This is a genomic window from Kitasatospora sp. NBC_01300, from assembly GCF_041435235.1.
Taxonomy (GTDB): Bacteria; Actinomycetota; Actinomycetes; order Streptomycetales; family Streptomycetaceae; genus Kitasatospora.
Genome location: NZ_CP108408.1, coordinates 2,954,070 through 2,966,573, shown reverse-complemented (window position 1 = coordinate 2,966,573; position 12,504 = coordinate 2,954,070). Strand labels below are relative to the sequence as shown.

Below are 12,504 nucleotides of genomic sequence, written 5' to 3'. Positions count from 1 at the left end.
CCAGTGTTGACTTGGACAAAGTCCAAGTTAGGATCGAGTCGTCACGACCGGATAACGCGGAGGCCCTCTTATGACGACCCAGGACGAGCTGCGCCCCACCCTCACCACGGAGGCGGGTGCCCCCGTCGCCGACAACCAGAACACCGAGACCGCGGGACCCGGCGGCCCGGCGCTCATCCAGGACCAGCAGCTCTTCGAGAAGCTCGCGCACTTCAACCGCGAGCGGATCCCGGAGCGCGTGGTGCACGCCCGCGGCGCGGCGGCCTACGGCACCTTCACGGTGACCGCCGACCTGACGCCCTACACCCGGGCCTCGTTCCTGTCCGAGGTCGGCAAGCAGACCGAGGTCTTCCTGCGGTTCTCCACCGTGGCCGGCAACCTCGGCTCGGCCGACGCGGTGCGCGACCCGCGCGGCTTCGCGCTGAAGTTCTACACCGAGGAGGGCAACTACGACCTCGTCGGCAACAACACCCCGGTGTTCTTCATCAAGGACGCCGTGAAGTTCCCCGACTTCATCCACACCCAGAAGCGCGACCCGTACACCGGCTCCCAGGAGGCGGACAACGTCTGGGACTTCTGGGGCCTGTCGCCCGAGGCCACCCACCAGGTGACCTGGCTGTTCGGCGACCGCGGCATCCCGGCCAGCTACCGCCACCTCAACGGCTACGGCTCGCACACCTTCCAGTGGCAGAACGAGGCCGGCGAGCACTTCTGGGTCAAGTACCACTTCAAGACCGACCAGGGCATCAGGAACCTCACCCAGGACGAGGCCAACCGGCTGGCCGGCGAGGACCCGGACAGCCACCAGCGCGACCTGCGCGAGTCGATCGAGCGCGGCGAGTTCCCCAGCTGGACCGTGCAGGTCCAGATCATGCCGGCGGCCGACGCGGCGAACTACCGCTTCAACCCCTTCGACCTCACCAAGGTCTGGCCGCACGCCGACTACCCGCCGGTCGAGATCGGGCGGCTGGAGCTCAACCGCAACCCCGACAACGTCTTCGCCGAGGTCGAGCAGTCGATCTTCTCCCCGTCGCACTTCGTGCCCGGCATCGGCCCGTCCCCCGACAAGATGCTGCAGGGCCGCCTGTTCGCGTACGCGGACGCCCACCGCTACCGCGTCGGCATCAACGCCGACCACCTGCCGGTGAACCGCCCGCACGCCACCGAGGCGCGCACCAACAGCCGCGACGGCCACCTGTACGACGGCCGCCACGGCCGCCAGAAGAACTACGAGCCGAACAGCTTCGGCGGCCCGGTGCAGACCGGCCGCCCGCTGTGGGCCGCCACCGCGGTCACCGGCGCCACCGGCAACCACGAGGCGCCCTCGCACGCCGAGGACGACGACTTCGTGCAGGCCGGCAACCTGTACCGGCTGTTCTCGGAGGACGAGAAGCAGCGGCTGATCGCCAACCTGGCCGGCTTCATCGCCAAGGTCTCCGCCGACCGCGAGGACATCGTCGAGCGGGCGGTCGACAACTTCCGCAAGGCCGACGCCGACTACGGGCAGCGGTTGGAGGCGGCCGTCCGGGAGCTGCGCAAGCAGTAGCCGGGACGCGCCCCGATGAGCGGCGGGCCCGGTCGACCGGAGGACTGGTCGACCGGGCCCGCACCATGTTCCGGGCGCTCGCGGCCTAGACGCTCAGGCGGCGCAGGGTCTCCTCGTGGAGGATGCCGTTGCTGGCGACGGCGTCGGCGCCGCCGGGGCCGGGCACGCCGTCCAGACCGGTGAAGCGGCCGCCGGCCTCCTCGACGATGACGCAGTTGGCGGCCATGTCCCAGAGCGACAGCTCGGGCTCGGCGGCGATGTCGACCGCGCCCTCGGCCACCATCATGTAGGACCAGAAGTCGCCGTAGGCGCGGGTGCGCCAGCAGGCGCGGGTGAGGTCCAGGAAGGGATCGAGGCGGCCGCGCTCCTCCCAGCCGGAGAGCGAGGAGTAGGAGAACGAGGCGTCCTCGATCCGGGAGACGCCGGAGACGTGGATCCGGGAGGCCTTGGTGAGGCTGCGGCCGGCGTAGGCGCCGAGGTCCTTGGCCGCCCACCAGCGGCGCTGCAGCGCGGGGGCGGAGACGATGCCGACCACCGGGCGCTCGACACCGTCCGGGCCGTCCTCCAGCAGGGCGATCAGGGTGGCCCAGACCGGGACGCCGCGGATGTAGTTCTTGGTGCCGTCGATCGGGTCGATCACCCAGCGGCGCGGGCCGGAGCCCTGGAGGCCGAACTCCTCGCCGAGCACCGCGTCGCGCGGGCGGGCGCGCTGCAGCACGCTGCGGACGAGTTCCTCGGCGGCCTTGTCGGCGTCGCTCACGGGGGTGAGGTCGGGCTTGGTCTCGACCTTCAGGTCGAGGGCGCGGAAGCGCTCCAGGGTGACCGAGTCGGCCGAGTCGGCGAGGACGTGGGCGAGTCGGAGATCGTCGTGGTAATCGGCCATGCCCGAAACCCTAGCGATCCCGCCCGGATCGGGACAGCCGGGCTCGCGGACCGGGACGGGCCCGCCGGAGGCGGTGGGGCGAGCGACGGGGCCGGGCCGGCGGCGGTCAGTGCGCCGAGCCGCTGAGCTGGAGGCCGATCACACCGGCGATCACCAGGGAGATGGACACCAGCTTCAGCACCGAGGTGGTCTCGTCCAGGAAGACCATGCCGTAGACGGCGGTGCCGGCCGCGCCGATGCCGGTCCACACCGCGTAGGCGGGGCCGACCGGCAGGCTCTTCAGGGAGAGTGTGAGCAGGCCGAAGCTGCCCAGGGCGAACACGCAGAAGCTGATGGTGGGCCAGAGCTTGGTGAAGCCCTCGCTGAGCTTGAGGTTGATCGCGAAGCCGGTCTCCAGCAGGCCGGCCAGGACCACCAAGGCCCATGCCATCGCGTGCCCTCCCTGTCGATCGACGGGTCGGACCGCGCTGTGGCCCGACCTTCCTATGATCGCCAGGCCGGCGCGGTCCGACACCTCGAACGGTCGGGAAACCCATGGGACGGTAAAACCGCCGCCGGGATCAGTCGCCCTCGCGGGCCTCCTTGCTGGCCAGCAGACGGCGCAGCGAGTAGAGCCGGGCGCCCTCGGCGTGGCCGCCGGCGACCCAGGCGTCCAGCGCGCAGTCCGGCTCGTCGTGGCTGCAGGCGCGCGGGCACTCGACGGTGCCGGGCTCCAGGTCGGGGAAGGCGTGGATGACCCGGGACGGGTCGATGTGCGAGAGGCCGAAGGAGCGGAAGCCCGGGGTGTCGATCACCCATCCCGGGTCCAGCGCCTTCTTGGAGCCCGGCTTGGCGCCGGGCGGCGGGGGCAGCCGCAGCGCCAGGGCGGACACGGTGGTGTGCCGGCCGCGCCCGGTGACCGCGTTGACCCGGCCGGTCTGCCGCTGGTGGTCCGGGACGAGGGCGTTGACCAGGGTGGTCTTGCCGACGCCGGAGTGGCCGATGAACACCGTGGAGAGGCCGCGCAGGTGCGCGCGGACGGCCTCGGCACCGGCCGTCTCCAGTTCGTCCCGACGGGTGACCACGTAGTCGATGCCGAGCGGCGCGTACGACTCCAGCAGCGGCCCGGCCGGGGCGAGGTCGGCCTTGGTGAGCACCAGCAGCGGCTCCATGCCCGCGTCGTACGCGGCCACCAGGCAGCGGTCGATCAGCCGGGGCCGGGGCTCCGGGTCGGCCAGCGCCGTGACGATGGCCAGCTGCTGGGCGTTGGCGACGACGATCCGCTCGTACGGGTCGTCGTCGTCCGCGGTGCGCCGCAGCACCGAGCTGCGCTCCTCGACCCGGACGATCCGGGCGAGCGTGTCGGTGTCCCCGGAGAGGTCGCCGACGATGTTGACCACGTCGCCCACGACGACGCCCTTGCGGCCCAGCTCGCGGGCCTTCATGGCGACGATCTCGCGTTCCTGCTTGGTGCCCGGGTCGATCAGGCAGGTCAGCCGGCCGCGGTCGACGGTCAGCACCATCGCCTCGGCGGCGTCCTCGTGTTTGGGCCGGATCCGGGTCCGCGGCCGGGAGCCCCGGCGGGCGGGGCGGTTGCGGATGTCGTCCTCGTCGGCGTCCTTGCCGTAGCGGCGCATGTGCTCAGTCTCCGCTCAGGCGTCCGCCACCGCTTCGCCGAGCAGTTCCGCCCACATCTTCGGGAAGTCCGGCAGGGTCTTGGCGGTGGTGGCCACGTTCTCCACCTCGACGCCGGGCACGGCCAGGCCGACCACGGCGGCGGCGGTGGCCAGGCGGTGGTCCTCGTAGGTGTGGAAGACGCCGCCGTGCAGCGGGCGGGGGCGGATCCGCAGGCCGTCCTCGGTCTCGGTGACGTCGCCGCCGAGGTCGTTGATCTCCTTGGCGAGCGCGGCGAGCCGGTCGGTCTCGTGCAGCCGCAGGTGGGCGATGCCGTACAGGTGGGACTCGGAGTCGGCCAGCGCGGCGACGGCGGCGATCACCGGGGTGAGCTCGCCGACGTCGTGCAGGTCCGCCTCGATGCCGTGGATCCGGCCGGTGCCGGTGAACTGCAGGCCCTCGTCGGTGAACTCGCAGGCGCCGCCCATCCGGGTGTAGATCTCGCGCAGCTGGTCGCCGGGCTGGCTGGTGTGCTTGGGCCAGTCGCGCACGGTGACCCGGCCGCCGGTGACCAGGGCGGCGGCGAAGAACGGCGCGGCGTTGGAGAGGTCCGGCTCGACCACCAGGTCGCGGCCGATCAGGGCGCCGGGGGTGACCCGCCAGACGTCCTTCTCGCCGCCGTCCTCGGGGGCGTCGACCTGGACGCCGGCCAGGCGCAGCATCTCGACGGTCATCCGGATGTGCGGCAGCGACGGCACCGGGCCGCCGACGTGCCGGACCTCGACGCCCTGGTTGTAGCGGGCGCCGGAGAGCAGCAGGGCGGAGACGAACTGGGAGGAGGAGGAGGCGTCGAGCTCGACCGGGCCGCCGTCGAGCGCGCCGGTGCCGTGCACGGTCAGCGGGAAGGCGCCGCGGCCGCCGTCGTCGATCCGGGCGCCGAGCGCGCGCAGGGCGTTGATCACGCCGTGCTGGGGGCGCTCGTAGCTGCGCGGGTCGCCGTCGAAGTGCACCGGGCCGTCGGCGAGGACGGCGAGCGGGGGCAGGAAGCGCATCACGGTGCCGGCGTTGCCGACGTCGATCGAGGCGGGGCCGCGCAGCGCGGGGGTCGGGATGACCCGCCAGGCCTCGCCGCCACCGGTGCCGCCGGAGTCGTTGTTGACCTTCTCCTCGATGCCGACGCCGAGGGCGCGCAGGCCGTCGGCCATCAGCTGGGAGTCGCGGCTGCGCAGCGGTCGGCGCACCCAGCCGGGCTCGTCGGCGAGCGCCGCCAGCACCAGGGCTCGGTTGGTGACCGACTTGGAGCCGGGGATGGTGACGGTGGCGTCAACGGGGGTGGTCGCGACGGGGGCGGGCCACAGGGTCTCGGTCATGGGGCCAAGTTTAGGGGCCGTACCGGAACGGCCCCTGCGCCAACCGCATGGCGGGACGGGGGAGGCCCGGTGCAGGGGTTGTGGCAGCCGGACCGTGCCGCGGGGGCGGCCCGGTGCGGGGCCCGGAGCAGCCGGTTCGCGCCGGGGGCGGGGTTCAGTGCAGGGGCTGGAGCAGCCAGCTCGCGCTCAGGGCGAGGCAGGCGAGGGCGGTGAGCAGGAAGACGGTGATCCAGGCGAAGCCGGGGATGTGGGTGAGGCGGGCCAGTTGGTCGGCGTCGGAGTCGCGGGCCCAGCCGATGCGGCGCTGGTGCTGGAGTTCGAGGACCGGGCGGACGGCGCCGAACAGCAGGAACCAGCAGCCGAGGTAGGCGAAGCCGGCCTGGACCTCGGCGCTGCCGAACCAGGAGACCAGGAAGAAGGCGCCGCCGGCGACCAGCACGGTGAACAGGCCGAAGGCGTTGCGGATGCGCACCAGGAGGGCGAGCAGCAGGACGACGGCCAGCCAGAGCAGCAGGGTGATCCGGCCGGTGGAGAGCAGGGCGGCGCAGCCGAGGCCGAGCAGGGCGGGGGCGGTGTAGCCGGCGGCGGCGGTGAGGATCATGCCGGGGCCGGTGGGGCGGCCGTAGGAGAGGGTGAGGCCGGAGGTGTCGGAGTGCAGCCGGATGCCGGCGAGCCGGCGGCCGGTGACGAGGGCGATCAGGCCGTGGCCGCCTTCGTGGGCGATGGTCACGGCGTTGCGGGTGACGTGCCAGAGCGGGCGGGCGAGGACGGCGAGCAGGGCGGCGCCGGCGGTGGCCAGCACCAGCCAGCCGGGCGGCGCGGGCTGGGTGCCGGTGACCTGGTTCCACAGTTCGCCGAGGTTCTGGTCGGTGGGTTGTGCGCTCATCGTCTCGTCTCCGCCTCCGTCCGCTGCGTTGGGCCGTTCGGGGCAGCCTCCCATGCGGGGACGGGCGGGCGGGAGCGGACGGTTCTCCTGGCGGGATGAAGAAGTGGTGAGCGGGGCCGGCATGGCAAGCTGGCCCGCATGTGCGGTCGCTTCGCAGCCAGTGGCAAGCCCGAGGACATCGTCGAGCTGTTCGGCGTCGAGCAGTGGGATCCGGCGGAGACGCTGGCCCCCAACTGGAACGTCGCCCCGACCACCAGCGCCTTCGTGGTGCTGGAGCGGGTGCCGAAGGGCCGGGCGCGGCCGGTGCGCCAGCTGAGGGTGCTGCGCTGGGGTCTGGTGCCGCAGTGGTCGCGGTCGGCCGAGACGGCGGTGAAGATGATCAACGCCCGTTCGGACACGGTGCACGAGAAGCCCTCGTACCGGCAGGCGTTCGTCTCGCGCCGGTGCATCCTGCCGGTGGACGGCTACTACGAGTGGCAGACGGTGCCGGGGGAGCGCGGCAAGGCGCGCAAGAAGCCGTTCTTCGTCTCCCGGGCGGACGGCACCCCGCTGGCGCTGGCCGGGCTGTACGAGTTCTGGCGCGACCGGACGGTGCCGGCCGACCATCCGGCGGCCTGGCTGGTGACCTTCACCATCGTCACCACCGACGCCGAGGAGTCGCTGGCGCCGATCCACGAGCGGATGCCGCTGTTCCTCGACCCGGGCTCCTACGACGAGTGGCTGGACCCGGGGCTGGACGATCCGGACGAGCTGCGCCGGCTGCTGATACCGCCGCCGCCCGGCGCGCTGCTGGCCACCCCGGTCTCGCCGGCGGTCGGCAGCATCCGCAACAACGGGCCGGAGCTCAAGGAGCCGTGGGCCGAGGCGGAGTACGAGACCACCCTGTTCTGACGTCTGACGCATTGAGTCCTGACGATCGAGTCCTGACAGCTGAGGGAGCCTGAGCCGGTTGGAGCGACCGACGATGACCACCGAACTCGTCCCCACCGAGGTGGGGGACGCCCGGATCAGCTACCACCGGGCCGGTGCGCCGAAGGCGCTGCTGGCGCTCGGTCACGGCGCGGGCGGCGGGATCGAGGCCCGGGACCTGGTGGCGCTGGCCGCGGCGCTGCCGGCGCGCGGGATCACCGTGGCGCTGGTGGAGCAGCCCTGGCGGGTGGCGGGCAAGCGGCTCGCCCCGGCGCCGCGCACGCTGGACCGCGGCTGGGCCCCGGTCGCCGGGCGGCTGGCCGGCCAGGGGCTGCCGCTGGTGGTCGGCGGGCGCAGCGCCGGGGCGCGGGTGGCCTGCCGGACCGGGGCGGCGAGCGGGGCGGTGGGGGTGGTGGCGCTGGCGTTCCCGCTGCACCCGCCGGGCCGGCCGGAGAAGAGCCGGGCGCAGGAGCTGCTGGAGTCGGGGACGGCGACGCTGGTGGTGCAGGGTACGGCGGATCCGTTCGGCGGGCCGCAGGAGTTCCCGGAGCTGCCGCCCGGGCACGAGCTGGTGGCGGTGCCGTACGGCGGGCACGGTTTCGACGTGCCCAAGCGGGCGCCGGTGGGGCAGGACGAGGTGCTGGAGGCGATCTGCCGGGCGGTCGGGGACTGGGTGCTGCGGGTCGTCTGAGGCGGCGGGGGCGGCCGTGAGCGGGGGGTTTCCACTCGATCACCCGTACGAGCGATTTCGGGGCGGGCGCGGGAATGCGGGCGGGGCCGGGGTGGTTGGCACTCTCGTCAGCACGATTCCCGGTTGAGAGGCAGGGCAGATGGGTTCGATCGCGTGCCCCGAGCGGTCAGAGCAGCGCGAGGCCGCCGCGGCGTTCGGCCCCGCCTGGTCCGACTGGATTGTCGCGGGCGAGAAGCCCGTCAGCCCGATATCCTCCATTTCGGGGCGGCCCGCCGTGGGTCGTGCCCGCCATGCCGAGGAGGTGGGTCCGGTCGTCGGGACCGAGCACGAGGCCGAGCCGGGCCGGGGCCCGGAGGAGGGCCAGCCCGCGGGCGAGGCGCTCACCGGTGAGGAGCTGGCCGAGGCGATCGGTGAGGATACCTTCCGGGTGTCGGCACAGGAGAGCGAGGAGGCCCGGCGGGACCGCTTCGAGCGCGACGCCCTGGGCTTCCTGGATCCGATGTACTCGGCGGCGCTGCGCATGACGCGCAACCCCGCGGACGCGGAGGACCTGCTCCAGGAGGCGTTCGCCAAGGCGTACGCGTCCTTCCACCAGTTCCGCGAGGGCACGAACCTCAAGGCCTGGCTGTACCGCATCCTCACCAACACGTTCATCAACTCGTACCGCAAGAAGCAGCGCGAGCCCCAGCGCACGGCGGCGGAGGAGATCGAGGACTGGCAGCTGGCCCGCGCCGAGTCGCACATGTCGACCGGTCTGCGCTCGGCCGAGACCCAGGCGCTCGACCACCTCCCCGACAGTGACGTGAAGGACGCGCTCCAGGCCATTCCGGAGGAATTCCGGATCGCCGTGTACCTCGCGGACGTAGAAGGCTTTGCGTACAAGGAGATCGCGGACATCATGGGTACTCCCATCGGTACGGTGATGTCCCGGCTGCACCGCGGCCGCCGTCAGCTGCGCGGCATGCTGGAGGATTACGCCCGTGAGCGCGGGCTCGTCCCGGCCGGCAGCGGGGCAGGGCAGGAAGCGAAGGGCTCGGGCTCATGAGCTGCGGCGATCCGCACGACACGGAGTGTGGCGAGGTCCTCGACCACCTCTACGAATTCCTCGACAACGAGATGGCCGAGGGCGACTGCGCCAAGCTGCGGGTGCACTTCGAGGAGTGCTCGCCCTGCCTGAAGCAGTACGGGCTGGAGCAGGCGATCAAAGCGCTGATCAAGCGCTCCTGCGGCTGCGACGACACCCCGGCCGACCTGCGCAGCAAGGTGCTGGCCAGGATCGACTCGATCCGGGCGGGGCAGCGTTCGGGCGAGCAGGTGGTGGTCGCCGTCGACACCACGGTCGAGTTGCACGTCGAGACGGACCGGCCGGCGCCGGGCGTCGGCGAGGCCCCGGAGGACCCGGCGGTCCGGCCCGGTGCCACCGTCGAGGCGGGCGCCCCGGCGGAGTAGCCGGGCGGCCGTTCAACGGCCGGGCGGAGCAAGTGGACGGGCCTGCCGGCGAGGGCGGGCCGAGCGGTCCGGACACGGAGTCAGACGGCCCCGGGAGCGTGCGCTCCCGGGGCCGCTCCCTTTGTGCTTGCATGCGCCCCTCACTCGTTCGAGTGAGTTGGCGGTGCGCCAGCAGCGTCGTCGCGCCATCATGCGTCCCTACGCCCGGGTGGCGGCCTATCCTCCTGACGGACGCTCACCGCCGGTCCGCCCGGCGAGCTGAGGCAACGCGGGCCCGGACGTCGGGGAGGTCGAGATCGCTATCGACGGCGAAGACGCGGCCCTGCCGGAGGGGGCGCTGCGCTACCTGGTGGCCGTCCCGGTGGCGGCGCTGTGCTGCCTGCTGCCGCTGCTGCCGGCCGGTGTGCCGCCCGGGGTCCCGCGCTGGCTCGGTGCCCCGGTGGACTGGCCCAAGGTCGGGCTGCTGGCCTTCCTGCACGGCTGCTGGGAGTCGCTGGCCCAGGGCCTGCCGACGCCCTGCCTGCGACTGGTCCGCCGACTGCTGCGCCGCCCGCCGCCGCCCGAGCGGGCGCCCTCCCGCCCCGGGGTCAACGCCTTCTTCCCGGTGCTGTTCGCCGGCGTGCTGATGCTGCCGCCGGCCGCCGCCGCGCTGGTCGCGGTGCCCGCCGCGGTGCTCGGCGGCCCGGGCGGGACCGACTGCCGGACCCGCCAGCTGTGGAACGGCTCCCAGCTCGCGCTGTGCGCCTTCGCCTCCGCGGCTGCGTTCCACCTGCTGTACGGGCCGCAACTGCTGCTCGGCTCCCGCTTCCCGGCCGCGCTGCTGCCCGGCTTCGCCGCCGTCGTCACGTTCTGCCTGGTCAACGGGGTGCTGGTGGGCGCGATGCTGATGCTCGCGGAGGACCGCCGGCCCGTCGTGCTGCTGCGCGGGGCGGTCGCGGTGTGCGGGCTGCCGGTGCTGGTGCACGCGGCCGGCGGGCTGATGGTGGCCGTGCTCTGGCAGGGCCCGTACGGGGCGTTCGCGGCCCTGCTGGCGCTGCTGCCGCTGTCGATCTCGGCCTGGGTGTTCGCCCAGGGCCAGCGCGAGCGGGACGCCCACCAGGCCACCGTGCAGTCGCTGGTGCAGGCCGTGGAGATCAAGGACTCGTACACCCGCGGGCACAGCGAACGGGTCGGCCGGGCCTCGGTGCTGATCGCTGGTCAGCTCGGCATGGAGGCCGAACGGCTGCGCACCCTGCGCTTCGCGGGGATCCTGCACGACGTCGGCAAGCTGGGCGTGGCCACCGAGCTGCTGCGCAGAAACGGTCCCCTCAGCGAGGCGGAGCGGCGGGCCGTCGAGGTCCACCCCGTGTACGGGTACGAGCTGGTGCGCGGGATCGCCTTCCTCGGCGAGGCGCACGCCGGGATCCTGCACCACCACGAGCGGATGGACGGCCGGGGCTACCCGAGCGGGCTGGTCGGCGAGCAGATCCCCGAGTTCGCCCGGATCATCTCGGTCGCCGACGCCTTCGACTCGATGACCTCCACCCGCTCCTACCGGCGCGGCCGCCCGGTCGCCGAGGCCGTGGCGGAGCTGGAGCGCTGCTCGGGCAGCCAGTTCGACCCGGTGATGGTCCGGGCGCTGATCGACGCGCTGGCCGGGTACGACTGGCAGCCGGTGCTGCCGCCGCCCGGGGACGGCATCCGGGCCGTCCCCGACATTCCGCTCGGGGTGCCCGAGCCGGCCCGGGCGGCGCCGGGCCGGGTGCCCGCGCAGGGCGGGAGCGTCCCCACGGCCGGGCAGCCGTGACAGCGGTCGGCCGGGAGGCCCGCGTGGTGCACGCGGTGGCGGCCGCGCTGCTGGTGTTCGCGGTGGGCGCGGTCGCGCTGCGCGGGGTGGCCGGGGCGCGGGTCGCGCTGGCGTTCACGGCGCTGATCGCGCTCGGCGAGTGCGTCCGGATCACCCTTCCGGGCGACCGCGAGCAGGCGCCGATCGGCGCGGCCGGCGCGCTGGCGTACGCCCTGCTCGGGCCGCTGCGCGGGGTGCCCGCCGCGCCCGGGATGCTCCAGGTCGTCGCGGTGACCGGCGTCGGCCTGCTGCTGGCCTGGCTGCCCGGCCTCGTGCTGCCCCGGCTCAGGGCGTGCCGCCCGGGCCGGGGCCGGCCGGGCCCGGTCCAGCGGGCCCGCCCCGGCCGCCCGCACCGGCGCCCGCCCTGGGCCGACCCGGCCCGGCGGGACAGCGCCGCCCGCCGGCTGCTCGGGGTCGGCTTCGCCGCCGCCGTCTTCCAGCCGCTCTACAACGGCGGACTGGTCGACCGCTTCTCGCCCGAGGGCCCGGCGTACGGGGTGTTCCTGACCGCCGTCGCCGCGCTGGCCGCGCTCTGCGACGCGACCCTGGCGGCGCTGCTGCGCCGGTCGGCGGCGGGCCTGGAGGGCGGGCTGCGGTTCCCGGCGGCGCTGGAGGACGAGCTGCGCTCGCTGTTCGGGATCGGCTCGGCGATCGTCGCCACCGGGATGCTGGTCAGCCTGGCGGCCGGCGAGGTCGGGCTGTGGGCGCTGCCGCTGTTCTGCACCCCGCTGCTGCTCGCCCAGGTGTCCTTCCGGCGGGCCGCGGCCGTGCGGGCCACCACCGGGCAGACCATCGCCAGCCTGGCCCGGGCCACCGAGGTGGCCGGCTACACCCCGCACGGGCATGCCCGCCGGGTCGCGGACACGGCGTGCGCGCTGGGGCGCGAGCTGGGGCTGGGCACCCGGGAACTCGCCCTGCTGGAGTACGCGGCGCTGATGCACGACGTGGGCCAGCTGTCGCTGGTCGAGCCGGTGCCGGACGGCGCGACCGCGCTGCTGCCCTGCGCCGAGCAGCAGCGGATCGCCCGGCTGGGCAGCGAGGTGATCAGCCGCACCGGGGTGCCCCGGCAGGTCGCCGAGCAGGTCGCCCGGCTGGCCGATCCGGTGCTCGGTACGGCCGGCGGGGACGGCGCGGTGCCGCTGGCGGCCCGGATCATCCGGGTGGCCAACGCCCACGACGACCTGCTGACGGCGGCCCGCGGCCGCGGGGTCGGCGAGGCGGCGGGCCGGCTGGAGGCGCTGGAGGTGCTGCGGCTGGGGCGCGGCCGGCTGTACGACGCCCGGGTGGTGGACGCGCTGGCCCGGGTGGGCGGCTAGCGCCTGTCCTGCGGCTCGGGCGCGGGCCCGAGTCCG

At 74.1% G+C, this 12,504-nt stretch carries 12 protein-coding genes; 7 read left to right on the top strand and 5 right to left on the bottom strand.

Features of this window, described 5'->3' with window-relative positions; all coding sequences use genetic code 11:
* Positions 1–70 precede the first annotated feature (70 nt).
* Positions 71–1,546, top strand: a complete 1,476-nt coding sequence (locus tag OG556_RS13055; RefSeq protein WP_363586983.1) for a catalase — start codon at positions 71–73, stop codon at positions 1,544–1,546.
* 85 nt (positions 1,547–1,631) lie between these two features.
* Here OG556_RS13055 and hisN read toward each other — a convergent pair whose 3' ends face one another.
* From hisN to OG556_RS13030, 5 genes are all read right to left on the bottom strand, one after another.
* Positions 1,632–2,429 (bottom strand): histidinol-phosphatase, encoded by a 798-nt coding sequence (gene hisN / locus OG556_RS13050; protein WP_063347890.1) that lies wholly within the window; start codon positions 2,427–2,429, stop codon positions 1,632–1,634.
* A gap of 106 nt (positions 2,430–2,535) precedes the next feature.
* Entirely contained in the window at positions 2,536–2,859 is a 324-nt protein-coding gene (locus tag OG556_RS13045) for a multidrug efflux SMR transporter (protein ID WP_355672455.1), read from the bottom strand.
* A gap of 130 nt (positions 2,860–2,989) precedes the next feature.
* Entirely contained in the window at positions 2,990–4,045 is a 1,056-nt protein-coding gene (rsgA, locus tag OG556_RS13040) for a ribosome small subunit-dependent GTPase A (RefSeq protein ID WP_371517204.1), read from the bottom strand.
* Between the two features lie 15 nt (positions 4,046–4,060).
* Positions 4,061–5,392 (bottom strand): 3-phosphoshikimate 1-carboxyvinyltransferase, encoded by a 1,332-nt coding sequence (aroA, locus tag OG556_RS13035; protein WP_063347887.1) that lies wholly within the window; start codon positions 5,390–5,392, stop codon positions 4,061–4,063.
* Between the two features lie 154 nt (positions 5,393–5,546).
* Positions 5,547–6,278 (bottom strand): M50 family metallopeptidase, encoded by a 732-nt coding sequence (locus OG556_RS13030; protein WP_371517203.1) that lies wholly within the window; start codon positions 6,276–6,278, stop codon positions 5,547–5,549.
* Positions 6,279–6,416: 138 nt separating this feature from the next.
* On the opposite strand from OG556_RS13030, the gene OG556_RS13025 reads away from it, so the two are divergent.
* From OG556_RS13025 to OG556_RS13000, 6 genes are all read left to right on the top strand, one after another.
* The gene (locus OG556_RS13025; RefSeq protein WP_371517202.1) at positions 6,417–7,169 is read left to right on the top strand and encodes an SOS response-associated peptidase; all 753 of its coding nucleotides are present in this window, start codon (positions 6,417–6,419) and stop codon (positions 7,167–7,169) included.
* A gap of 73 nt (positions 7,170–7,242) precedes the next feature.
* The gene (locus OG556_RS13020; protein WP_371517201.1) at positions 7,243–7,878 is read left to right on the top strand and encodes an alpha/beta family hydrolase; all 636 of its coding nucleotides are present in this window, start codon (positions 7,243–7,245) and stop codon (positions 7,876–7,878) included.
* A 301-nt stretch (positions 7,879–8,179) separates the two neighbouring features.
* Complete coding sequence (locus OG556_RS13015; protein ID WP_371522683.1) at positions 8,180–8,923, top strand: sigma-70 family RNA polymerase sigma factor; 744 nt, start codon at positions 8,180–8,182, stop codon at positions 8,921–8,923.
* Positions 8,920–9,327 (top strand): mycothiol system anti-sigma-R factor, encoded by a 408-nt coding sequence (rsrA, locus tag OG556_RS13010; RefSeq protein WP_371517200.1) that lies wholly within the window; start codon positions 8,920–8,922, stop codon positions 9,325–9,327. Before OG556_RS13015 ends, rsrA begins: the two co-directional genes overlap by 4 nt.
* 349 nt (positions 9,328–9,676) lie before the next feature.
* The gene (locus OG556_RS13005; RefSeq protein WP_371517199.1) at positions 9,677–11,113 is read left to right on the top strand and encodes an HD-GYP domain-containing protein; all 1,437 of its coding nucleotides are present in this window, start codon (positions 9,677–9,679) and stop codon (positions 11,111–11,113) included.
* Between the two features lie 23 nt (positions 11,114–11,136).
* Positions 11,137–12,468, top strand: coding sequence for an HD-GYP domain-containing protein (locus tag OG556_RS13000; RefSeq protein WP_371517198.1), 1,332 nt, complete (start codon positions 11,137–11,139; stop codon positions 12,466–12,468).
* Positions 12,469–12,504: the final 36 nt, after the last annotated feature.

What these genes read in the sequence shown, in the direction of transcription:
- OG556_RS13055 (WP_363586983.1), top strand. Translation starts at nt 71, where the DNA reads ATGACGACCCAGGACGAGCTGCGCCCCACCCTCACCACGGAGGCGGGT.
- hisN (WP_063347890.1), bottom strand. Translation starts at nt 2,429, where the DNA reads ATGGCCGATTACCACGACGATCTCCGACTCGCCCACGTCCTCGCCGAC.
- OG556_RS13045 (WP_355672455.1), bottom strand. Translation starts at nt 2,859, where the DNA reads ATGGCATGGGCCTTGGTGGTCCTGGCCGGCCTGCTGGAGACCGGCTTC.
- rsgA (WP_371517204.1), bottom strand. Translation starts at nt 4,045, where the DNA reads ATGCGCCGCTACGGCAAGGACGCCGACGAGGACGACATCCGCAACCGC.
- aroA (WP_063347887.1), bottom strand. Translation starts at nt 5,392, where the DNA reads ATGACCGAGACCCTGTGGCCCGCCCCCGTCGCGACCACCCCCGTTGAC.
- OG556_RS13030 (WP_371517203.1), bottom strand. Translation starts at nt 6,278, where the DNA reads ATGAGCGCACAACCCACCGACCAGAACCTCGGCGAACTGTGGAACCAG.
- OG556_RS13025 (WP_371517202.1), top strand. Translation starts at nt 6,417, where the DNA reads ATGTGCGGTCGCTTCGCAGCCAGTGGCAAGCCCGAGGACATCGTCGAG.
- OG556_RS13020 (WP_371517201.1), top strand. Translation starts at nt 7,243, where the DNA reads ATGACCACCGAACTCGTCCCCACCGAGGTGGGGGACGCCCGGATCAGC.
- rsrA (WP_371517200.1), top strand. Translation starts at nt 8,920, where the DNA reads ATGAGCTGCGGCGATCCGCACGACACGGAGTGTGGCGAGGTCCTCGAC.